The 23,463-nt window shown below is 43.4% G+C and carries 20 protein-coding genes and 1 riboswitch; of the genes, 17 read left to right on the top strand and 3 right to left on the bottom strand.

Going from position 1 to position 23,463, the window contains the following annotated elements; genetic code table 11:
* Window positions 1-8 precede the first annotated feature (8 nt).
* The 5 genes from MF4642_RS01700 (at window position 9) to lpxC (ending at window position 5,508) form a co-directional block, all read left to right on the top strand.
* A complete protein-coding gene (locus MF4642_RS01700) occupies window positions 9-938 on the top strand; it encodes a D-alanine--D-alanine ligase (RefSeq protein ID WP_078425094.1) in 930 nt (309 codons plus the stop codon).
* Complete coding sequence (locus MF4642_RS01695; protein ID WP_078425093.1) at window positions 939-1,793, top strand: cell division protein FtsQ/DivIB; 855 nt, start codon at window positions 939-941, stop codon at window positions 1,791-1,793.
* Between the two features lie 66 nt (window positions 1,794-1,859).
* On the top strand, window positions 1,860-3,122 hold the full coding sequence (ftsA, locus tag MF4642_RS01690; protein ID WP_058870507.1) for a cell division protein FtsA: 1,263 nt from the start codon (window positions 1,860-1,862) through the stop codon (window positions 3,120-3,122).
* Between the two features lie 163 nt (window positions 3,123-3,285).
* Window positions 3,286-4,482, top strand: a complete 1,197-nt coding sequence (gene ftsZ, locus MF4642_RS01685; RefSeq protein WP_004691726.1) for a cell division protein FtsZ — start codon at window positions 3,286-3,288, stop codon at window positions 4,480-4,482.
* Window positions 4,483-4,605: 123 nt separating this feature from the next.
* Complete coding sequence (gene lpxC / locus MF4642_RS01680; protein WP_078425092.1) at window positions 4,606-5,508, top strand: UDP-3-O-acyl-N-acetylglucosamine deacetylase; 903 nt, start codon at window positions 4,606-4,608, stop codon at window positions 5,506-5,508.
* A gap of 97 nt (window positions 5,509-5,605) precedes the next feature.
* On the opposite strand, the gene MF4642_RS01675 is transcribed toward lpxC, so the two are convergent.
* Complete coding sequence (locus MF4642_RS01675; protein WP_058870506.1) at window positions 5,606-6,046, bottom strand: hypothetical protein; 441 nt, start codon at window positions 6,044-6,046, stop codon at window positions 5,606-5,608.
* A 108-nt stretch (window positions 6,047-6,154) separates the two neighbouring features.
* On the opposite strand from MF4642_RS01675, the gene MF4642_RS01670 reads away from it, so the two are divergent.
* The 10 genes from MF4642_RS01670 (at window position 6,155) to recJ (ending at window position 19,693) form a co-directional block, all read left to right on the top strand.
* Window positions 6,155-6,838 carry a M23 family metallopeptidase gene (locus tag MF4642_RS01670; RefSeq protein ID WP_078425091.1) on the top strand — a complete coding sequence of 228 codons (684 nt, stop codon included), beginning with the start codon at window positions 6,155-6,157 and terminating at the stop codon, window positions 6,836-6,838.
* Window positions 6,839-7,115: 277 nt separating this feature from the next.
* Window positions 7,116-9,818 carry a pyruvate dehydrogenase (acetyl-transferring), homodimeric type gene (gene aceE, locus MF4642_RS01665; RefSeq protein WP_078425090.1) on the top strand — a complete coding sequence of 901 codons (2,703 nt, stop codon included), beginning with the start codon at window positions 7,116-7,118 and terminating at the stop codon, window positions 9,816-9,818.
* A gap of 2 nt (window positions 9,819-9,820) precedes the next feature.
* Complete coding sequence (locus MF4642_RS01660) at window positions 9,821-11,791, top strand: 2-oxo acid dehydrogenase subunit E2 (protein ID WP_078425089.1); 1,971 nt, start codon at window positions 9,821-9,823, stop codon at window positions 11,789-11,791.
* Window positions 11,792-11,940: 149 nt separating this feature from the next.
* A riboswitch (yybP-ykoY riboswitch) is annotated at window positions 11,941-12,079 on the top strand.
* 76 nt (window positions 12,080-12,155) lie between these two features.
* Window positions 12,156-12,731 carry a TMEM165/GDT1 family protein gene (locus tag MF4642_RS01655; protein WP_004691720.1) on the top strand — a complete coding sequence of 192 codons (576 nt, stop codon included), beginning with the start codon at window positions 12,156-12,158 and terminating at the stop codon, window positions 12,729-12,731.
* Between the two features lie 182 nt (window positions 12,732-12,913).
* A complete protein-coding gene (locus tag MF4642_RS01650; RefSeq protein ID WP_004691719.1) occupies window positions 12,914-13,711 on the top strand; it encodes an MBL fold metallo-hydrolase in 798 nt (265 codons plus the stop codon).
* 94 nt (window positions 13,712-13,805) lie between these two features.
* Entirely contained in the window at window positions 13,806-14,171 is a 366-nt protein-coding gene (locus MF4642_RS01645) for a YkgJ family cysteine cluster protein (RefSeq protein WP_078425088.1), read from the top strand.
* A 223-nt stretch (window positions 14,172-14,394) separates the two neighbouring features.
* The gene (gene guaB, locus MF4642_RS01640; protein ID WP_004691717.1) at window positions 14,395-15,861 is read left to right on the top strand and encodes an IMP dehydrogenase; all 1,467 of its coding nucleotides are present in this window, start codon (window positions 14,395-14,397) and stop codon (window positions 15,859-15,861) included.
* Window positions 15,862-15,983: 122 nt separating this feature from the next.
* Window positions 15,984-17,315 (top strand): phosphoglucosamine mutase, encoded by a 1,332-nt coding sequence (gene glmM, locus MF4642_RS01635; RefSeq protein WP_078425087.1) that lies wholly within the window; start codon window positions 15,984-15,986, stop codon window positions 17,313-17,315.
* A 14-nt stretch (window positions 17,316-17,329) separates the two neighbouring features.
* Entirely contained in the window at window positions 17,330-17,986 is a 657-nt protein-coding gene (gene pdxH / locus MF4642_RS01630) for a pyridoxamine 5'-phosphate oxidase (RefSeq protein ID WP_078425086.1), read from the top strand.
* Window positions 17,987-19,693: a single-stranded-DNA-specific exonuclease RecJ gene (gene recJ / locus MF4642_RS01625; protein WP_078425085.1), complete on the top strand. Its 1,707-nt coding sequence runs from the start codon at window positions 17,987-17,989 to the stop codon at window positions 19,691-19,693.
* Window positions 19,694-19,737: 44 nt separating this feature from the next.
* Here recJ and MF4642_RS01620 read toward each other — a convergent pair whose 3' ends face one another.
* Together MF4642_RS01620 and MF4642_RS01615 are read right to left on the bottom strand one after the other, a co-directional pair.
* Window positions 19,738-20,493, bottom strand: coding sequence for a putative porin (locus tag MF4642_RS01620; protein WP_078425084.1), 756 nt, complete (start codon window positions 20,491-20,493; stop codon window positions 19,738-19,740).
* Window positions 20,494-20,660: 167 nt separating this feature from the next.
* Window positions 20,661-21,443: a putative porin gene (locus MF4642_RS01615; protein ID WP_078425083.1), complete on the bottom strand. Its 783-nt coding sequence runs from the start codon at window positions 21,441-21,443 to the stop codon at window positions 20,661-20,663.
* 483 nt (window positions 21,444-21,926) lie between these two features.
* Here MF4642_RS01615 and prfB point away from each other — a divergent pair.
* Window positions 21,927-23,022 (top strand): peptide chain release factor 2 gene (gene prfB / locus MF4642_RS01610; protein WP_100222790.1). Its coding sequence is split into 2 segments (ribosomal slippage): window positions 21,927-21,998 and window positions 22,000-23,022, totalling 1,095 coding nucleotides; the frame shifts between segments, so codons are not numbered across the junction.
* 140 nt (window positions 23,023-23,162) lie between these two features.
* The gene (locus MF4642_RS01605; protein WP_004978252.1) at window positions 23,163-23,462 is read left to right on the top strand and encodes an ArsR/SmtB family transcription factor; all 300 of its coding nucleotides are present in this window, start codon (window positions 23,163-23,165) and stop codon (window positions 23,460-23,462) included.
* Window position 23,463 lies beyond the last annotated feature (1 nt).

Below are 23,463 nucleotides of genomic sequence, written 5' to 3'. Positions count from 1 at the left end.
ATATCAACGTGTCAAATGCTTCAAAATTCGGCAAAGTAGCGGTGTTGCTTGGTGGTAAGTCTGCTGAGCGTGAGGTTTCTCTAGATAGTGGTGCAGCTGTACTTGAAGCATTGGTTCGTTCGGGTGTAAATGCAGAAGCTTTTGATCCGCAAGAGCGTAGTGTGACCGAATTGGTCGGTTATGACCGTGCGTTTATTGTGTTACATGGTCGCGGTGGAGAAGACGGTCAAATCCAAGGGGTCTTGGAGTGGCTCAATATCCCGTATACCGGAACAGGCGTACAGGGTTCTGCTATTGGCATGGATAAAGTTAAAACCAAGCAAGTTTGGCAGGGTTCAGACTTACCGACAGCACCCTATCGCATCATTAGCCAAGAGTCAGATTTAGCTGAAGTGGTGGCGAATTTGGGTCTTCCACTGATTATCAAGCCGGTACACGAAGGTTCAAGTGTCGGCATGAGTAAAGTTGAAAAAGCAGAAGATTTGGCAGCGGCAATTGCCAAAGCGACCCAACACGATGCTGTGGTGATGGCTGAAAAATGGATTACGGGACGTGAATTCACGATTTCATTTTTAAATGGTCAACCGCTACCTGTGATTCGTCTACAACCTCCTGCGGATGTGGCTTTTTATGATTATGAAGCGAAATATCAGCGTAATGATGTGGAATACGGAATTCCGTGTGGCTTAAGCACTGAAGAAGAGCAAAAGTTGCAAGCGCTTTGCCTCCGTGCATTCCAAGCGGTGGGTGCAAGTGGTTGGGGTCGTATTGATGCGATGCAAGATGAGCAAGGCAATTTCTGGTTACTAGAAGTGAACACAGTACCTGGGATGACCAGTCACTCTTTGGTGCCGAAAGCAGCAAATGCAGTGGGTTATAGCTTTGATGCGCTTTGTGTCCAAATTTTAGAGCAAACACTGACAGGTGCGGCTCACTAAATGGCGCAATTACCTGCTTCTATGCGCCGTAAACGCGCAGCGATTACTTCAATACACGATAAACCACCGACGCGTAAGGAAAAGCTTGCCAACTTTGGTGGTTGGGTGATGTTGATCGTTGCCGTGGCGGTACTGTTGGTTGGTATTTATGGCTTATATCAAGTCATGACAGATGCACGCGTGGCCGAACTTGATGTAGTAGGCGTACGTTCTGAGGCGGAAAAGAATCAGGTGATGGGACATGTTTCAGCGGCCATTACTCATAATTATTTCACCTCAGATTTAGAAGAAATTCGTGATCGTACCTTAGAGCTGGGTTGGGTCGATCGTGTGGTGGTTTCGCGCGCATGGCCGAATGCGATTCGCGTTCGCGTCATGCCTCGGCATGCAATTGCACGTTGGGGGACGGGGCGTCTCTTAAGTGACAGTGGTGACGTATTTAGCGAAGTGACACCGAAAAATAATCAGAATTTGCCTTTATTACACGGCCCAATCAGTCAGTCTAAAATGATGATGCGCCGTTATAATGAAATTAATCAATTATTCCAGCCAGTCAATCTCCGTTTAAAAGAACTATATTTAACGGAGCGTATGACTTGGTTTATGCAGTTCGATTCAGGTTTACGTGTTATCGTAGATCAGGATCAAACCATGAGTAAGCTGCAACGTTTGAGTTATTTGGCTCAAAGTGATTTGAAGCCAGTTTGGACCAAAGTATCTGCCATTGATTTGCGTTATCGGAATGGCTTGGCCATCCAATGGAAGAATGCTGCCGCACCAAAGATAGCAAATGGTCATTTTGTTGTAACGATTGATGACACAAGCATTGCAGGTGGAGCAGCAGCAAAGCCATAATACTTGGCTTTAAAACAGAGGCATAAAGCCATAAATTAAACAAACATGTGATGGTAGTAGTAAATAATGAATGAAGCGGTTCCCTCAGTTGTTGCGATTGACATTGGGACGCACAAAGTTTCAGTTTTGATTGGTAAGGTACATGCGCCAGACAATATCCAAGTGATAGGAATGGCAACTGCTCGTAACCGAGGCATGAATAAAGGAAAAATTGTAAGTCTTGATAAAGTCATTACAGCGATAAAAAATGCCGTGCAAGAAGCAGAAGATATGGCTGAATGTCGTGTCCATTCTGCGTGGGTGTCGATCCCAAGTGCCGAGTTAAAAAGCTTTTATGCATCAGGACGAACGCCAGTTGAAAATACTGACCATACAATTACAACAAGTGAAGTGGTTCGTGCATTAGAGTTGGCCAAAGCCAGCCACATGACCTCGGATCATTATTTGGTTAGTGCTGTTCCACTGGGCTTTGAGCTGGATGACTCCACTGAGTGGGTACAAAACCCAATACGAATGTCTGCCCACAGCATGATTGGTCATTATCAGTTGATGATGTTACCGATTAGCACCATGCAAAACCTTGATCGGGCCTTAAAAGGTGCGAACATCGGGGTGGAGAAACTGGTGGTGTCTTGTCTGGCAACGGCAGAAGCGAGCCTACTCAAAGATGAAAAAGAGTATGGCGTTTGTTTAGTCGATATTGGTGCAGGTACCACCAACATTGCGGTGTATTTGGATGGTCGTTTGGCGTTGACACATACTTTGCAGCGTGGTGGCGAACATGTCACCCGTGATATTGCTGCTGTGTTACAAACCACCACTGAAGAAGCAGAGCGAATTAAATTACTCTATGGGTGTGTCGACATTAAGTCGGTTAAACCGGACCATATGATTCAGATCCAAGGGATTGATGGTCCGCAAACGATTAGTCGTATTGAGCTGACTGAAATCGTGATTGCGCGTTATGAAGAAATCTTAGGCCAAGTTCGCCAAGAGCTAGAGCGTAATGGTGCGATTCATGGTTTGTATCATGGTGTGGTGTTAACTGGTGATGCCAGTCAAATCGAAGGTATGGTGACGTTGACCCGTCGTATGTTGGGTGTGTCTGCGCATTTGGGTAATCCACCTGTGCAAGTGACAGCAGATGAGCAGAATATTGCCGCACTGCGTCGCTCTCAGTATGCCACTGCCGCAGGTTTGTTGATGTTTAGTCAGAGCGAAACACAAGACACCATAGTGGAACCAGAAGATACAGAAAAACTGTCTCTGATTAAACGCGTTGGACGTGCTTGGTCTGGACTCAATGAAAAGCTGAAATCTGTTTTTTAAGTTGAATTTTTTTGGAATATTGTTAAGAAGTTGTACAACGCATCGCTTAAACTTGACAAGCTATGGCTTGCACAGCATGCTTAAAAGCAATTTTGTTTATTAAGATCAAGGCAGTATACGGGCTTAAGTGACTGCCAATAACGAATTAGGAAATCTATAGGTCATGGCCTCATTTGAATTTTTAGAAGATGATCAAACCGATAGCAACGGTCAAGCCCGTTTTACTGTGTTTGGTGTTGGTGGTGCAGGTGGTAACGCCGTACAACACATGCTTGAGTCAGATATTCAAGGTGTAAAATTTGTATGTGCCAATACGGACAAGCAAGCGCTAGACCGTATGAATGCACAATTCAAAATCCAGTTGGGTGAGCAAAGTACTCGTGGACTAGGTGCAGGCGCCAATCCAAATGTAGGTCAAGCAGCAGCTGAAGAAAGTCGTGACTTGATTCGTCAACACCTTGAAGGCACTGACATGGTGTTTGTCACTGCCGGCATGGGCGGTGGTACAGGTACAGGTGCTGCGCCAGTGGTTGCTGAAATTGCCAAAGAAATGGGTATTTTAACCGTAGGCGTGGTAACGACACCGTTTAACTTTGAAGGTAAGCGTCGTCTTCAGTCCGCTGAGCAAGGCATTGAAGCATTAGAAGCGCATGTAGATTCTTTAATCATCATTCCAAACCAACGTTTGTTAAAAGTTTTCCGTGACATCTCAATGAAAGATGCCTACAAAAAAGCGGATGATGTCTTGTTAAATGCGGTCCGTAGTATCTTTGATTTGGTAGTACGCCCAGGTCATATTAACCTTGACTTTGCTGACTTGAAAACTGCGATGAGCACACGTGGTTATGCCATGATGGGTGCGGGTTTAGGTCGTGGTGAAAACCGTGCACGCCAAGCGGCTGAGCAAGCGATCCGTAGTCCATTGCTGGATAACGTCACCATTATGAATGCCAAAGGGATTCTGATTAATGTGACGGGTGGTGATGACGTTACGTTTGGCGAAATCGAAGAAATTACCGACGTTGTGAACCAAATTGTCGATCTAGATGAAGGCCAAGTCTTCTATGGCACCGTATTTGATCCAGATGCGCGCGATGAAATCAGTGTCACTGTCATTGCAACAGGTTTGACTCGAAATTCAGCAGATTCTGCTGAGCCAGTGAAGCGTCCAAATGCACATGTGCAGGTAGCACAACATGGGCATGCAACGCAAGCGGTTGTTGAAGATGATGATGTGCCTGCAATCCAGCGTCAGAACCAAGACGTGGCTGCTGCAGCGAGTTCTGCATCGACAGTGAGTGCTGCACGCCCAACACCAATGAGCATTCAAGATTACTTGAAAAATCAACAACGTAAGTAGTATTTATTGATGTGGTTAAGCCACATGTGATGAAGAAAAGGTAGTCTCTGACTACCTTTTTGTTTTTTATCAATGGCTAAATATGCTAACGTATAGCGGTTTAGTGGTGAGATGGTATGAAACATGTTGAAACAAAGAACTCTACAACGTGTCGTTAAAGCAAGCGGCATTGGTTTGCATAGTGGTCAAAAAGTCTTAATTAACTTTGTGCCACATCATGCGGACGGAGGAATTGTGTTTCGTCGTATCGATCTCAATCCACCCGTCGACATTCGTGCAAATGCGATGTTGATTCAAGAAGCCTTCATGTGTTCAAACTTGGTTCAAGAAGATGCCAAAGTCGGTACGATTGAACATGTTATGAGTGCAATTGCAGGTCTGGGTATTGATAACCTGATCATTGAAGTGTCTGCCTCTGAAGTCCCAATTATGGATGGCAGTGCAGGTCCGTTTATTTACTTGCTCATGCAAGGCGGTCTCAAAGAATTAGAAGCCCCTAAAAAATTTATAAAAATACTCAAACCTGTAGAAGCACTCATCGACGACAAACGCGCCATTTTCCGCCCACATGAGGGTTTCCAGCTCAATTTCACCATTGACTTCGACCATCCTGCTTTTAAGAAGGAATATCAGTCTGCCACTATTGATTTTTCAACCGAAACCTTTGTTTATGAAGTCAGCGAGGCCCGTACTTTTGGTTTTATGAAAGATTTGGACTATCTCAAAGCCAATAATCTCGCTTTGGGGGCAAGTTTAGACAATGCTATTGGTGTCGATGAAACTGGTGTGGTGAATGAAGAAGGTTTACGCTTCTCAGATGAATTTGTTCGTCACAAAATATTAGATGCGGTGGGGGATCTTTACTTGCTCGGCCACCAAATTATTGCCAAATTTGATGGATATAAGTCTGGGCATGCTTTGAATAATCAATTATTGCGCAATGTCCAAAGTGATCCAAGCAGCTATGAAATTGTAACATTTAATGACAAAGGTCAGTGTCCAATTCCTTATGTGAGTGTGACTTAAGTCATTGTCTTTATTGTGTGATGTTATATTGTAACAAGAGCAAGTGTGATGAATTTATCATTTTAAAAACGCAATTCTGAAGCGGGTCGAGACGAGGTTACTTTTTTTTGCTTGCCAAACGGCGCATTGCTTGGCTAAGCTTAGGGTCGCTCACAAAGTCAGCAGCACCTCGAATTAAGTCTTGAGTTTCTGTGCTTAGCGATCTTGAAATAGATTGTATCTTTGCGGGTGTTTGAGAGGGGATTCTCAAACGAACTTGGAGTTTTTGTAAGTCTTTAAACTCATCAAGTTCCGACAGTTGTGCAATATATTGTTTTTGAAGGTAACCAAGTTGACTAATCATCGCTTGATTTTCGCCGGTAATCGTCAAAATACCATATTGATAACAAACAACCTGCCACTGCTCTGGTTGCGGTAGGATAGGTTGAATCAGTTTTGTAAGTTTCTGCCATGCAGTTACTTGCTTTGAGAGAAACGTTAAGTTTCCTGTTTTTATGTGTTTTCTGGTTTGTTGAAAGAGATTCACTGGTTCGGACATACATATTTCCTTCATGTTAATGTCTTAATCTTATGCGCTTCTTTCGGTAGATATCAAGGACGAGATCACGCAAGAAACATTCGTAAGAACAGTTTTAAGAGGTTTTTTATGCATATGCGACGTATTTTGTTGGCTTTTTCTTTTGCGGCATCGGCTGCTTCAGTAGCCTTCGCTGATTTGGTAGAACTCAATACAAATAATGCATCTTCGGATCGAATTGAGCAATTGACACGCACTTTATCGGAAGGTGCTTATACCGAATCTAATGATATTGATATCCCTGCCGAAACGAAAATGTCCGTGAAACTACGTGAGAAAACGGTTGAACTCAACAACGCTTCACTAGCGAAAAAATACGGTTCGGAATCCTCTGCAAAAAGTTTTTCAAATAATCCATATTCGTGGTTAGTGACACACCCGCTTCCAAGTGCACGTGTGAGCTCTAGTTATGGTGGTCGTACAATGAATGGTCGTGCTGAGCGCCACTCAGGTCTAGATCTTGCTGCGCCAAGCGGTACACCGATTTATGCGACAGGCCCAGGGATTGTGACCAAGTCAGGTTGGGGTACAGGTTATGGTCAATATGTTGAAATTAACCATGGCAATGGTTACATCACGCGCTATGCTCATGCTTCACGTTTAATCGCTCGTGTTGGCGACCGTGTAGATGCGGGTGAACATATTGCCAATGTCGGTTGTACAGGTCGTTGTACAGGCCCACATTTACACTATGAAGTAGTTGAAGATGGTCAACGCAAAAACCCATCGACTTATCTAGCAATGTTGCCTTAAATCCGATTTGATCGATGATCCGAACTTACCGTTGGTCTGATGCTTGAAAAAGGAATACAGCTCTGACGAAATCTAAGTTAGCATCAAAAAGTAGCATTAAATGTATAAAAAACCGCCTAAATTGGCGGTTTTTTGTTATCTTGGGTAACAAATGGTCAATGACTATTTAGTTGCTAAATAGTATGGCTCAGCCATATTCAGCTGTGGCGATACTCTTATAGGACGAAAGTATGATACATATTAGCGTATAAGATTAGGATATCGAAATAGGTGAATTATGGCGTTTTATGGTGATACTGACGCGCAAGAAACGCAAGAGTGGCAAGATGCGTTTGACTCCGTTTTACAACACATGGGGACTGAGCGTGCAGCTTTTCTACTGGAAAAACTGTATCAACAAGCAATCGCTAAACATGTCCCTATTCAGCGATTAAATACGCCTTATTTAAATACAATTTCAGTGGCTGAAGAACCTGCAATGCCAGGCGATCAAGACATGGAGCGTCGTATCCGTGCGTTGATTCGTTGGAATGCGCTAGCGATGGTACTCCGTGCCAATAAAACAGGTGATGACTTAGGCGGTCACTTGGCAAGTTTTGCATCTTCAGCAACTTTATATGATGTCGGTTTTAACCACTTTTTCCGTGCCAATAACGACAACTTTGGCGGGGACATGATCTATTATCAAGGTCACTGTGCGCCAGGTATTTATGCGCGTTCGTTCCTTGAAGGTCGTTTGACTGAAGAGCATCTAAACAATTTCCGTCGCGAAGTGGACGGTGTTGGCTTACCTTCTTATCCGCATCCATACTTAATGCCTGATTATTGGCAGTTCCCAACGGTATCGATGGGTCTTGGCCCAATCATGTCGATTTACCAAGCACATATTCAAAAGTATTTGATGAACCGCGGTTTAATCAAAGAAGAAAATCGCAAAGTTTGGGCATACCTTGGCGATGGCGAGATGGATGAGCCAGAAAGCACAGGTGCAATTTCACTTGCGGGTCGTGAAAAATTAGACAATCTCATTTGGGTTGTAAACTGTAACTTACAGCGTCTAGATGGCCCAGTACGTGGTAACGGTAAAATTATTCAAGAATTAGAGTCTCTATTCCGTGGTGCGGGCTGGCGTGTCATTAAAGTGGTTTGGGGCCGTCATTGGGACCCACTACTGGCTAAAGACAAAACTGGTGCTTTAAAGTCGGTTATGGAAGAAACACTGGATGGCGAATACCAACGCTTACAAGTGAAGGGCGGTGCATATGCACGCGAAAAATTCTTTGGTAAATACCCAGAAGCGGCTGAGTTGATTAAAGACTTAAGCGATGAAGATATTGATAATCTAAATCGTGGTGGTCATGACCCGTACAAAGTTTTTGCAGCCTATGCAGAAGCATGTACAGCCAAAGGTCAACCAACTGTAATCTTAGCGAAAACTGTTAAAGGTTATGGTTTGTCTGATGAAATTGAAGCAGTAAACAAAACGCATCAAATCAAAAAGATGCAAATCGAATCTTTAAAATATGTACGTGATCGCTTCAATTTGCCATTTAACGATGAGCAATTAGAAGAAGTGCCTTTCTATCGTCCAAGCGAAAACTCACCTGAATTGAAATATATGAAGGCACGTCGTGAAGCACTAGGTGGTTACTTACCTGCACGTCGTAAAGAAAGTGAACAGTTGGCTATTCCAGAACTTTCTATCTTTGATGCAGTCTTAAAAGGCTCACAAGGCAAAGAACAATCAACCACCATGGTGATGGTTCGTTTAATCGCTGCATTGTTAAAAGAAAAAGCCATTAAAGACCGTGTTGTTCCTATTGTTCCAGATGAAGCACGTACTTTTGGTTTAGAAGGTATGTTCCGTCAATTGGGTATTTATGCAGCCAATGGTCAGCATTACACGCCTGAAGACCAAGAACAGTTGATGCATTACCGTGAAGCAAAAGATGGTCATATGCTTCAAGAAGGCATTAACGAAGCAGGTGCAATGAGCGCTTGGGCAGCGTTGGCAACCAGTTATTCAACCAATAACTTACCAATGATTCCAATGTACATGTACTACTCTATGTTTGGTTTCCAACGTATTGGCGACATTGCATGGGCTGCAGGTGATGCACAAGCACAAGGTTTCTTATTGGGTGCAACAGCAGGCCGTACCACGCTAAATGGCGAAGGCTTACAACACCAAGATGGTCACTCACATATTCTTGCAAATACAATTCCGAACTGTGTGTCGTATGACCCATGTTTTGGTTATGAATTAGCAGTTATTGTGCATGATGGTTTACAACGCATGTATGTGAACCAAGAGCGTATTTTCTATTACTTAACGGTAATGAACGAAAACTACGAGCATCCTGAAATGCCACAAGGTGCTGAAGAAGGCATTAAACGTGGTATGTACTTACTTCAAAAAGATGAAAAAGCCACTGTTCAGTTGATGGGTTCAGGTGTAATTCTGCGTGAAGTCATTAAAGCTGCTCAAATCTTACGTGATGAATACCAAATCCATTCAAATGTATTTAGCGTAACAAGTTTCAATGAACTTGCACGTGATGGTATGGCATGTGAAGAATATAACCGCTTGCATCCAATGAGCGAGAATGTGAAAGAAGCTTGGGTGACTGAGCAACTGCGCGGCACAGAAGGGATCGTAGTTTCTGCAACAGATCATATGCGTGCTTATAGCGAACAAATTCGTGCATATCTTCCAGACAACCGTCCATTCGTAGCATTGGGTACAGATGGTTATGGTCGTTCAGATTCACGCGCTAAATTACGTAGCTACTTTGGTGTAGATGCAGCGCACATTGTGGTTGCCACACTGAAGAAATTGGCTGATGAAGGTGAGGTGGATGCACGCTTAGTGAAAGATGCCATCTCTACATTTGAATTAGATACGGACCATCCAGTAGCTTGGGCTCCTCAAGCAACGCCATCTGTACACGCTGTAGCTGACTACAAAGAGGAGAAATAAGTATGCAAATTACAACTCCTGATATTGGTGTAGATAAAGCCGTTGTTGCTGAAATTTTGATCAAAGTTGGCGATACCATTGCGGTTGATGACAGTGTTGTTCTATTAGAATCAGACAAAGCATCTGTTGAAGTGCCTAGCACTTCAGCAGGCGTTGTTAAAAGCATTTTAGTAAACTTAGGTGACTCTGTTGCTGAAGGTGCAGCGCTGATTGAGCTGGAAGCCGAGGGACAAACTGAAGCGCCAGCAGTACAAGCACAGGCTGACCTTGTACAAGCTGAAGAAAAGACTGCACCCGCTGCTGTTGCTGAAACGGTTGCACCCGCTGCCACTACAGCATCACAAGTGATTGATGTGCAAGTGCCAGATATTGGTGTGGAAAAAGCAACCGTTGGTGAAATTTTGGTGTCGGTTGGCGATCAAATTGACGTCGATCAAAGCATCCTTGTGGTTGAGTCAGACAAGGCGACTGTGGAAGTCCCGAGTACGATTTCAGGCACAGTGGAATCGATTAGCATTCACGTTGGTGACAGTGTTAAAGAAGGCGTAGTGATCCTGACTGTAAAAACAGCAGCGTCAGTTGCACCAGTGACTGCTGAGCCTACGCCAGTTGCAGCACCTCAAACCACTGAAGCTCAGCCTGCTGAAGCGGCGCCACAAGCTGCTGCTGCGCCTGCAGGTGCGGTTGAAATTGCAGTGCCTGACTTGGGTGTAGACAAAGCGGCAGTTGCTGAAATTTTGGTGTCAGTAGGTGATACGGTTGAAAAAGACCAAAGTATCATCGTGGTTGAATCAGACAAAGCAACGGTTGAAGTACCAAGTACAACAGCGGGTATGATTAAAGCCATTCATGTTGCATTGGGACAAAATGTATCGGAAGGTGTGGCTTTGGTGACCATTGAAGCTGAGGGCCAAGCCCCTGCACCAGTGGCTCAAGCTGTTGCTCAGACACCAGCGAAACCTACAGCGGCTCCAGCTGCAACTACACCAATGGTGGCATCTACTGTACAAGTTGCACCAGCAGTTCAAGGTGCAGATAAGCTGACCAAAGAGCAAAATGCAGCAAATGCTAAAGTCTACGCGGGTCCTGCGGTACGTAAACTCGCGCGTGAATTGGGCGTGGTGCTGGCAGAAGTCAAAGCTTCTGGTCCACATGCACGTTTAATGAAAGATGACATTTTTGCTTATGTGAAAGGTCGTTTAACCGCACCGCAAACTGCACCTGCTGCGACGGCTGTTGCTGCTGCGGGCTTACCGAAACTGCCTGACTTTAGTGCGTTTGGTGGTGTTGAAGAGAAAGTGCTGACACGTCTGCAACAAGTCTCTATTCCACAGTTGTCTTTAAACAACTATATTCCACAAGTGACTCAGTTTGATTTGGCGGATATTACTGAGCTTGAAGCTTGGCGTAATGACCTTAAAGGTAACTTTAAGAAAGATGGTATTAGCTTGACCATTATGGCTTTCATTATTAAAGCTGTTGCGCATTTGCTGAAAGAGGAGCGTGATTTTGCCGGTCACTTGGCTGATGATGGTAAGTCTGTACTCTTGCGTAACGAAATCCATATGGGCATTGCTGTAGCAACACCAGATGGTTTAACCGTTCCTGTACTCCGTAATCCAGACCAGAAATCGATTAAAGACATTGCGGTGGAGCTCGGTGTATTGGGTCAGAAAGCACGTGATAAGAAGCTTTCGCCGAAAGACCTACAAGGTGCAAACTTCACGATTTCAAGCTTAGGTGCAATTGGTGGTACAGCATTTACACCTCTGGTGAACTGGCCGCAAGTTGCAATTTTGGGTATTTCTCCAGCGACGATGCAACCCGTATGGAATGGTCAAGGTTTTGATCCGAAACTGATGTTGCCGTTGTCACTGTCTTATGATCACCGTGTGATCAATGGGGCCGATGCAGCGCGCTTTACCAATAAGCTGACCAAGTTGTTGAAAGACATCCGTACTTTGCTGATCTAATGATCTAGCTTTTAGCTCTGCTATTCTCTCTTCTCAAAAGAGAAAAATAGCGGCTGGAAGCACTGAAAAAATACCTCAATAAAGACCCTGCTTCGGCAGGGTCTTTTGTATTTATAGATTGCCAAAAAACATATTTTCGCCTAAAATTGTGTTACTTCATTGGGGAGTAGCCGCTGTTCTTCAGAACAGGTGATGATCAACATATTTGCTCTAAAACGAGCATGGTCATCATAGCAAAGAACCAAATGAGCTTCTAAAGAGCTTTCTTTTGTTGGCAAGACCTTTGATTTACCACTCTGCAGATTTTTGGCTAGCAGGAGCGGTGAGTCATTGGTATTTGTTATGCTAGCCAGAGAAAGACATCATGTATGAATTCCTCCTCTCCACAGCCATCGTGGCTTTAGCTGAAATGGGCGATAAGACCCAACTGCTTGCATTGTTACTTGCTGCACGTTTCCGTAAACCCGTCCCAATTCTATTGGCTATTTTGCTGGCAACCATTATTAACCATGGCGTCTCTGCTGTTTTAGGCCAATGGATTACCACAGTTTTAAGCCCTGATGCGCTGATCTGGATTCTCTCGATTGGTTTCATTGCTATGGCAGGTTGGATGTTGATTCCTGATCAGTTGGATGATGAGTCAGGCAGCATTAAGAAGTGGCAGAAACTTGGGGTATTTGGTGCAACGTTTGTGTTGTTCTTCTTGGCCGAAATTGGCGATAAAACCCAAATTGCGACAGTGGCTTTAGCGGCACGTTTTGACAGTATTGTTTGGGTGATGTTGGGCACGACTTTAGGGATGATGTTGGCCAATGCGCCAGCGGTCTTTATTGGCGATAAGTTGGCGACCAAGTTGCCAATTGCCTTAATTCATAAAATTGGTGCGGCCATTTTCTTGGTCATTGGTGTTGCAACACTTGTACAGCATTATTTCTTTTAATTTACCGTAAAAGATAGGAATCCCGACTTAAAAAATCGGGATTTTTTATTGAAAAATAATCTTCAATTTATTGATATATCAAATGATATTAGTCGCAAATGCATTGTAAGTTTGTGTAAATCCATATATGTTGTAGGTATTAAAAAGTCTTTTAAGAAAAACAGCATTTTGAGGGGATGGGCATGGCATTTGACCGCACAACGTCACAGGTTTTATATGATGATGGCACACATAAGTGTATTAGCTTTACCAGCTTGGTCAAAGGCGAGGGTGTACAGGCAAATCAGTTTTTAATTATTGACCATGAGCGTGCAGCGGTCTTAGATCCCGGTGGTGATTTAACTTATGTACCGTTGACCATGGAGTTGAATAAATATACCCGTTTGACCAATCTTGATTTTGTTATGGCCTCACACCAAGACCCTGACATTATTACCTCAATGCCGCGTTGGTTGGTCTATACCGAAGCGAAAGTGGTGGCTTCTAAACTTTGGGCACGCTTTTTACCCCACTTGAACTCTGCCTTTATGAGTGAGCGGATGAAAGGTAACTGGTTGGATCGTTTAGTGGAGCTGCCTGACCACGGTCAGGTGATTACTTTGGGGCAGTCTTCGATTATTGCTGTGCCTGCGCATTTTCTACATTCGGTGGGTAATTTTCAGTTTTATGACCCGATTGCCAAGATTCTATTTTCAGGCGATATGGGGGCATCGATGGTGGATGATGCCTCGAAACCTTTGGAAAACTTTGCTGCGCATATTCCTAAAATGAAAGGGTTTCATCAGCGCTATATGTGCAATAACAAAGTGATTCGTTTATGGGTCAATATGGTCCGCACCATGGATGTCGAAATGATTGTGCCGCAGCATGGTACACCGTTTATTGGGCAAGAGCAGATTCATCAATTTTTAGACTGGATTGAGACTTTGGAGTGCGGTACCGACTTGATGGATGAGAGTGTTTTTACCTGTCCAACTTAAGTGACAAAATAGTCGTAAATTTTGCTTGTTTGGCAACCACAATTTTTTTAATATTTTCTTCCAAAAAAAGTTTTTGAAAATGAGAATATAAAGGATGTTGTCTCAAGTTCCAACGGAAGATGCCTGTTTAAGCTGCGGGGCATGTTGTGCCTTTTTTAGAGTCTCATTTTACTGGGCTGAAGGCATTTCAATGCCTGAACATTACACAGAGCCAGTGACGGCTGTGTATTCATGCATGGCTGGAACCAATCAAGCCAGCCCACGCTGTATTGCACTGCAAGGTACCATTGGTGAGCAGGTGAGTTGTGGGATGTATGAACAGCGTAGCTCTTCATGTAAAGAAGTTCAAATCGCTGATGATCAATGCAACAAAGCGCGACGTGCGCACAATATGATTCCATTTGTGCAATTGGAAGCGAGCATTCCAGTCAACGATGAAGGTTTTGATCAAGTGTGTTAATCGGTAAAAGCAGAGTCAAGGCTCTGCTTTTTTGAGTTTTAGAACGTCAATTGAACCCATCTCAAAACAAGAAATAAAAAATAAAGGTGAAAATGAAGGTGTCAAATAAAATATGGGTTTTATCACTTTATTTTCTAAGATAAAAAAATAAATTTTCAATTGAAATGAAATTTAAGTTCATATTTGTTTATAATAGCGCACGGAAATTACCAGTGAGACTGCCATGTTGACCATCGTTCAAGACGCGTTAACTTTTGATGATGTCCTATTACTCCCTGCCTATTCTACTGTTCTCCCAAAAGATGTCTCATTAAAGACACGATTCACGCGCGGCATTAATTTAAATATCCCCCTTGTTTCAGCAGCAATGGATACGGTGACTGAATCACGTATGGCGATTGCGATGGCGCAAAACGGTGGTATTGGTATTTTGCACAAGAACATGGATATTGCTGCACAAGCTGCAGAAGTCCGTCGTGTGAAAAAATTTGAAGCAGGAATGGTGAAAGATCCAATCACTGTGACACCTGAAACTACAGTGCGCGAATTGATCTCGATTACTCAAGCCAACAACATCAGCGGTGTGCCTGTTGTGAAAGATGGCAAAGTGGTCGGTATTGTCACAGGTCGCGATACACGCTTTGAAACCAATCTTGAGCAACCTGTAAGCAACATCATGACCGGTCAAGACCGCCTTGTGACTGTTCGTGAAGGTGAATCGAAAGAAAATATTCAAGCTTTACTGCAAAAGCACCGTATTGAAAAAGTTTTGGTCGTTGGAGAACACAACGAACTCAAAGGTTTAATTACAGTCACTGACTTCCGTAAAGCGGAAAGCTATCCAAGCAGCTGTAAAGATGACCTTGGTCGCTTACGCGTGGGTGCAGCAGTCGGTACAGGTGTAGAAACACCAAGCCGTGTAGAGGCTTTGGTTGAAGCGGGTGTAGATGCAATTGTCGTAGATACGGCGCATGGCCACTCTGCGGGTGTGATCGAGCGTGTACGTTGGGTGAAAGCGAATTACCCACAAGTTCAAGTGATTGGCGGTAACATTGCAACTGGTGATGCTGCATTGGCACTCCTTGATGCAGGTGCAGATGCGGTCAAAGTCGGTATCGGCCCAGGTTCAATTTGTACCACGCGTATTGTAGCGGGTATTGGCATGCCGCAGATTTCTGCGATTGATAGCGTTGCCAATGCATTGAAAGATCAAATTCCATTAATCGCAGATGGTGGTATTCGTTTCTCTGGGGATATGGCGAAAGCGATTGGCGCGGGTGCGAGTACGATTATGGTCGGTTCACTCCTTGCCGGGACTGAAGAAGCACCAGGTGAAGTGGAGTTCTTCCAAGGTCGTTACTATAAAGCGTATCGGGGTATGGGGTCATTGGGCGCGATGGCAGGCGCAACAGGTTCTGCGGATCGTTATTTCCAAGACTCTAAAGCAGGTGCTGAGAAACTTGTTCCTGAAGGGATCGAAGGTCGTGTGCCATACAAGGGACCAATGGGTAACATTGTGCACCAAATGATGGGTGGTTTACGTTCTTCTATGGGTTATACGGGTTCATCTGTGATTGAAGATCTTCGTCAAAATGCGAAGTTTGTGAAAATTACTTCGGCAGGTATGTCTGAGTCACATGTTCATGACGTAACGATTACCAAAGAAGCACCAAACTATCGCGTTGGCTAATAAAGTTATACGAATTGTTGAATGTAAAAGCCGTCATTTTTATGACGGCTTTTTCGTTTTGGTGTAAAGTGTCGTGAGTAAAAAAGTGATGATTTAGATCACCATTAAGAAGTGAGTAGAACATGAGTTATTTTGGTACCGATGGTATTCGCGGTAAGTTTGGCGTCCTCCCTATTACCCCTGAATTTGCCCTTAAATTAGGCTTTGCCGCAGGGAAAGTTTTAAAACGCCACAGTAAAAAATCAAAACCATTGGTGGTACTCGGTAAAGACACACGTTTATCGGGTTATATTTTAGAGTCAGCATTACAAGCGGGTTTAAACGCAGCAGGGGTGTATGTACATTTACTAGGCCCATTGCCAACCCCAGCGATTGCACATTTGACCCGTGCCTTACACGCAAGTTTGGGCATTGTGATTTCAGCATCACATAATCCTTATTTTGATAACGGGATCAAGTTCTTTTCCAGTGAAGGCAAGAAACTACCAGATGCTATTCAAGAAGAAATTAACCAAGAATTAGAAAAAGACCTCATCATTGATGATATTGCCAATTTAGGTAAAAGTGTCCGTGTAAAAGATGCCAATGGTCGTTATATTGAATTTTGTAAATCCACATTTCCCTATCACTATGACTTGAATGATTTAACGATTGTGGTGGATTGTGCCAATGGTGCAGCATATAACGTGGGTCCATCAGTCTTTCGTGAGCTAGGTGCCAAAGTCATTGCCATTCATAACGAGCCTAACGGTGTAAATATCAATGAGCAATGTGGTTCGACCCATCCTGAGCATTTACAGCAACTCGTAGTGAAGCATAAGGCTGATTTGGGTATCGCCTTTGATGGGGACGCAGATCGCGTTATTTTAGTGGATAAAGATGGCAAGCTGATTGATGGCGACCATATTCTATATATCTTGGCGACACAAAGTGCTAAAAAGCCTGCTGGAATAGTGGGCACCTTGATGTCAAACATGGCTTTAGAGTTGGCATTGGATAAAGCGGGTGTAGCGCTATTACGTGCTAAAGTGGGGGATCGTTATGTCCTACAAGGTCTAGAAGAAAAAGGCTGGGTCATTGGCGGTGAGCCATCAGGACACATCTTAACCTTGGATAAAAGTACCACGGGTGATGCCATTATTGCGGCTCTACAAGTCCTTACCGTGATGGTCGAGCAGAAGAAAGCGCTGCATGAATTGGTTGCTGACTTTAAGCTTCTACCGAATGTGCTGGTGAATGTACGTTTAGAGGCGATGTTTGACCCTTATGCGGTGCCTGCTTTGGTGGCTGAATTTGATAAAGCCGAGCAACAACTCAAAGGTCGTGGTCGTTTGTTGATTCGTAAATCAGGCACTGAACCTGTGATTCGTGTCATGGTAGAAGGGGATGACCTCAATGAAGTCAGCAGTTTAGCAAATGCATTGGCTGATGCTGTACGTACGAACGCAGCTTAATTAGGAGTGAAGAAATGAGTGATTTAATCAAAGATCTCAGTGAGCTTCGTTTAAGTTACCAAAAAGGCGAGCTGCATGAAGATCGAGTAGAAACCCATCCACATGCTCAGTTCTTGCTTTGGTTTAATCATGCCCTAGAAGCACAACTACACGAACCTTATGCTATGTCATTGGCGACAGCAAGTGCGCAGGGTCGTCCGCATGTGCGAACAGTATTGCTACGCGGTGCAACCGAAGTAGGGTATGATTTTTATACCAATTATGACAGCCAAAAAGGCAATGATTTGGCAGAAAACCCATATGCAGAGTTACTGTTCTATTGGCAAGAGCAGGAACGTCAGATTCGCATTGGCGGTAAAGTAGTCAAAATTTCTGAAGCAGAATCGACTGACTACTATCATAAGCGTCCACGAGATAGTCAAATTGCAGCACATATCAGTACACCACAAAGTGGTGTGATTGAAAGCCGTGAAGTCTTGCAACAACGTTTTGAGCAATTGCAAAGTCAAGTTGAAGGTAAATCAGAACTGAATAAACCTGTCTTTTGGGGTGGCTACCGTCTTGAGCCTGACCACTATGAGTTTTGGCAAGGGCGTCCGAACCGTTTACATGACCGTTTAAGTTATGAAAAACAGCAAGATGTCTGGATGCTGAAACGTTTGATGCCATAAATGTCAGCCATTCAAATTAAGCAAAGACCCTTTATTACCTGTCCTGAATTATTTCAGGACATTCCTGCGTTTATTGCAGAAATTTTAGCCCGCCGTGGGGTGGCGTCAACACAGGAGCTGGAGTTAAAGCTCAAGCATTTACTGGCCCCTAGTCTGAAAGGCTTAAATGAAGCGATTCAGTTGATGGATGCTGCAATTGATCAGCAACACAAAATTGTCATTGTGGGTGATTATGATGCAGATGGTGCAACCAGCACCGCTTTAATGATTTTGGCTTTGCGAGAAATGGGGGCGCAGGTAGAGTATCTGGTTCCAGACCGCTTTAAATATGGTTATGGCTTAACGCCTGCGATTGCGGATTTAGCATTTACCAGCTTTACACCTGATTTATTGATTACTGTGGATAATGGTATTTCCAGTCATGACGGCGTGAAACAAGCGCAAGATCATGGCATGCAGGTGATTATTACCGATCACCATTTGACCACCAAACCGACTCCCCGTGCCCAAGCGGTAGTGAATCCGAACCAGTTGGGGTGTGATTTTCCAAGTAAAGCCTTAGCTGGGGTGGGTGTGGCCTTTTATGTCTTGGCTAACTTATCGACCTATCGTAAAAAACTAAATAAGTCTTCGGCACTCATGAGTCAGTATTTGGATTTGGTAGCATTAGGTACCTATGCCGATGTTGCCAGTCTTGACTATAACAATCGCATCTTGGTCGATGTTGGCCTGAAGCGCATTCAACAACATTTATGTCGTCCCGGTATCAGTGCTCTACTGGAGATTGCAGGTCGAGAGGCTGCAACTTTAAAAGCGCAAGATTTGGGGTTTGTACTGGGGCCACGTATTAATGCTGCAGGTCGTATGGAAACTATGGACATCGGGATTGAATGTCTATTGGCACAGGACTTTTCTTCTGCCTATCCATTGGCAGAACAACTGAATCAGTTGAATGTGGAGCGTCGTCAGGTTGAAGCGACGATGAAACAAGAGGCTTTAATAGCCTTGGATCAAATTCAACTGGATGATACGGTCTTACCTGCGGCTTTAATTATGTTCGAGCCGCATTGGCATCAAGGGGTGATTGGCATTGTTGCGGGGCGCTTAAAAGAACAGTTTCACAGGCCAAGTATTGTGTTTGCTGCAGATGAAGACGGGATACATATCAAAGGTTCTGCCCGTTCGATTGAAGGAGTGCATATCCGCGATGCCATTGAGTGTGTTGCTGAGCAATATCCACATTTGGTCAGCCACTTTGGTGGGCATGCTGCGGCAGCGGGTTTAACCATTCAAAAAGTCCATTTTGAAGAGTTTAAGCAGGCCTTTGAAGTACTGATGGCAGCTCAGGATGAAGGTTTATTTATCGCGACTTTATGGACCGATGGTGAGTTAGCTGCACAGAATATTCAAGTTGAAACGGTCGATCTTCTACAACAGATTAGTCCATGGGGGCAAAAGTTTCCAGCGCCTATTTTTGAAGGAAATTTTCAAATTTTAGATTTTCGCTGGCTGAAAGAAGTGCATTTAAAATTACGTGTTGCTTTAGACAATGGACATGTCGTGGATGCCATTGCTTTTAATGCGGCAGATAAATACCAGTTCAATGAGATGAACCATCAAGTTCGTTTGGTCTATGAGCTGGATAAAAATGAATTTCGTGGCAATGTCAGCGTCCAACTTCGCATTTTGCATTTAGAACAACACTAAAAAACCGCTCTATAGAGCGGTTTTTTAATAGATTTTAGTTGCAATTAGAAGCGATAAGCGCCACGTAGGCCAAACACATTGTCTTCATCAGCAAAGTCAATCGAACCTTCTAGGCTGACTTGTTGCGTGAAGAACTTTTTCGCACGGATGGTAAATATTTCAGCATCTTTTTCATCGGTATCAGAGAAACCAAGGCCTACACTAAAAGTTTTATTTAAGTATAAGTCAGCATCAAGGTTGTAGTAATCGATGTCACCAAAGACTGCACCACCTTCAAAGTTCATGTCATAAGCACCCACTTGAGTGACATATTTGGCACGTAAAGTTGGATCGACATCATCGCCATTATCATTATCGTAGCCAAATAAACCAGCTGCAACCAATAAGCCAGGAACAGGTAGATAACCTACTTCAGCAGAATAAATGGTGGTATCTAGGTCTTCAACACCATCGGCTTCGTGTTTGGTTTGCCCAATATTACCGTTCAGGTAAAAATCAGAGTTTGGAATAAAATACTCAAGTCCAACATTAAAGTCTGTGACTTCGTAATAATCATAATCAATGTATGAAACTTCGCCGTTGAGATTACTTGAGCGATTTAAGAATGCAGCTTCATTCAGTGGACTGTTTTTGACTTGAACAGGGTTGAAGTAGTACGTGCCATCTACGCCAAAACCTATTGAAGTGTCCCCATGATCAGGATCAGCCACAGCAATGGTGCCGCCGATTTCCGCTTGGTAAGCATGTGCAGTCCCGAAGCTTGCGATCAGTGCTGTGGTCAGCGCAATTTTTTTAAGCATTTTAGAGGTTCTCTCTTTGTTATAAAAATATGACTGTTCTATGACAGTTGTAACGAAGTGTACAAAAAAGTAGCAGGGAGTCAATCTTTATTTATAACAATGCTTTATCAGAGTGCAAAAAGCCCATTCGAAAATGGGCTTTGAGTATTCAAGGTTTTTAATTGGTTTTAGAAACGATATTTAGCAGCTAAACCGAATTTGTTGTAGTCGTTGTTGCCGACTTCACCAAAACCAACACGGCCTTCAAGGCTGACTTGCGGGGTAAAGAATTTACGTGCATTGATACCAAATTCGTTAGTATCACCATAGTCACGGTCTTTACTGTAGTAGTCTACACCTAGGCTTAAGGTTTTATCGATGAAGTAATCTGCTGCAAGATTATATTCGTCTAAATCACCAAAACCTGCGCCTGCTTCTAAGTTAATGTCTTTACCATTGCTTAGGGAAGTGACATATTTAGCGCGAAGAGTAGGATCTACACCGTCGTCATAATCGTTGTCATAGCCTTTTAGACCCGCAGCAATTAATAAACCTGGTGCTGGTAAATAACCAACTTCAGCGCCATAAACGGTCTCATCAAAATCGCCACCGCGGTCAAATTTCACATCGTCGCGACCAACGTTACCACTTAAATAGAAATCTGAGTTAGGGACAAAGACTTCAGCGCCAATGCCATAACGATGACGTTCATCATCACCGACTTCGTCGTATTGGTATTTTGCGTTAACGTTACTTGCACGGTCTAAGAATGCTGCTTCTGCAAGTGGCGCATTACGTGTTTGAACTGGGTTGAAATAGTATGTGCCATCTACGCCAAAAGAGCCGCTTGAGCTACCGTTGTCTGGATCAATTAGGCCAGCTGAAGCACCCACCTCTGCTTGGTATGCATGTGCAGTACCTGTGATCGCTAGAGCTGAAAGTAATGCTGAAGCAATTGCTAATTTTTTCATGGTATGTACCCCTCGTAAGTGGACCCGTATTTCATTAATTTTTTGTTACAACTTCAGTCTAGGGCAAAATAAAAAAGCGTCAACCAAAGGAAAGTTAATGCTCTGTATCTAAGGTTACATCGTGTAATTTCTAAAATTTAAATGATTGATAATAAATTATAAATTTATAATGTTTTGTTTTATTAAAATTGTGTAGATTCTGTGGATTTCATAATTTTTGACGCTATTTTAACCAATTTTGACTCAAAATGTTTAGTCCGTTCGTCTGTTGAGAACACTTCTCAGGTGTATGCTTTGTGGTGTGCTTCACATTTATATGCAGCTTGATTTTGGATCAAGCGAATGCTTTTTGGGAGACTAAACGGTTTTAAGCTCTAGAAAGAAGGGAGTGATTTTGTCCAATTTGAGATGAATAATCCCAGCCGTCGTCTGTGATATAATCAGCGGCTATTTTTCGCTTTATATTGATTGAGAGTAATTCACGTGGAAATTAATCCGTATCTAAACCAATTAAAAGACTTAAACGACCGTGGTCTCACATTACGGGGGTATCTTTGACTACGATCTGAAAAAAGAGCGTTTAGAAGAGGTTCTCCGTGAATTAGAAGACCCAGCGATTTGGAATGATCAAAGCCGTGCACAAGCCATGGCCAAAGAAAAAGGCGAACTTGAAAACGTCTTAAATGTGTTAGATGGTTTGGCAACGCAGCTTGAAGATGCGCAAGCGATGCTTGATTTGGCAGTAGAAGCAGATGATGAGAGTCTGTTGGCTGATGTGCAGGCTGAATTGACCTCTGCAGAAGAAGAGTTGGCGAAGCTTGAATTCCGCCGTATGTTCAGTAACCCAATGGACCCAAATCCATGTTATGTGGAAATTCAAGCCGGTTCAGGTGGGACAGAAGCACAAGACTGGGCTTCAATGCTACTGCGTATGTATATGCGCTGGATTGAACGTCATGGTTTTAAAGCTGAATTGATGGAAGAGTCAGACGGCGACGTGGCTGGGATTAAGTCTGCAACGATTCGTGTTGAAGGTGAATATGCCTATGGTTGGTTGCGTACCGAATCGGGCGTGCATCGCTTAGTACGTAAATCGCCATTTGACTCGGGTAACCGTCGTCATACGTCATTCTCTGCTGTGTTTGTCTCGCCAGAAGTCGATGACAACATTGAAATTGATATCAACCCATCTGACGTGCGTACCGATACTTACCGTGCTTCGGGTGCAGGTGGTCAGCACATTAACAAAACAGACTCTGCGGTACGTTTAACCCACGCGCCAACAGGCATTGTGGTGGCATGTCAGAACCAACGTTCACAACATGCCAACCGTGACCATGCGTGGAAACAGTTACGTGCGAAGTTGTATGAGTTGGAAATGAGCAAACGTAACGAAGCGGCTCAAGCACTTGAAGACTCGAAGTCGGATATTGGTTGGGGCAGTCAGATTCGTTCTTATGTATTGGATGACTCGCGTATTAAAGACTTACGTACGGGTGTTGAAAACTCCAACACAGGTGCAGTACTAGATGGTGACCTTGATAAGTTTATTGAAGCAAGCTTAAAACAAGGTTTGTAATTTAAATGATGAATGAAAGCAAAGGGTTATCAGTTATTTTACAATATATCTAAAAAAATCGATATTAAAATCGAAAAAATGCGATATATTAAGTAAAACAAGCTGACAACGCTTTGTTGCCCATTAAACGTGTCTTGAGTATGGATATAGATTTAATTTTTAAAGCCTTGGCTAATCCAACGCGTCGCCAAATTTTGGAATGGTTAAAAAAACCGGAACAATTTTTATCGAGTGACGAATGTGGTGACTTTAGACGCGGCGTATGTGCAGGTCATATCGAACGGTTGGGAAATGTATCGCAATCGACGATGTCGAACCATTTGTCTGTGTTACAGCAGGCCGGTTTAATTCAAGTGGAAAAATATGGACAATGGTCTTATTTTTCTCGCAATGAAGCGTTGATTCAGCAATTTATCGAACACCTACAACAACACCTTTAAC

This window comes from Acinetobacter sp. MF4642 (assembly GCF_002018925.1).
GTDB lineage: Bacteria > Pseudomonadota > Gammaproteobacteria > Pseudomonadales > Moraxellaceae > Acinetobacter > Acinetobacter johnsonii.
This window is presented reverse-complemented; position numbering and strand designations above follow the sequence as displayed.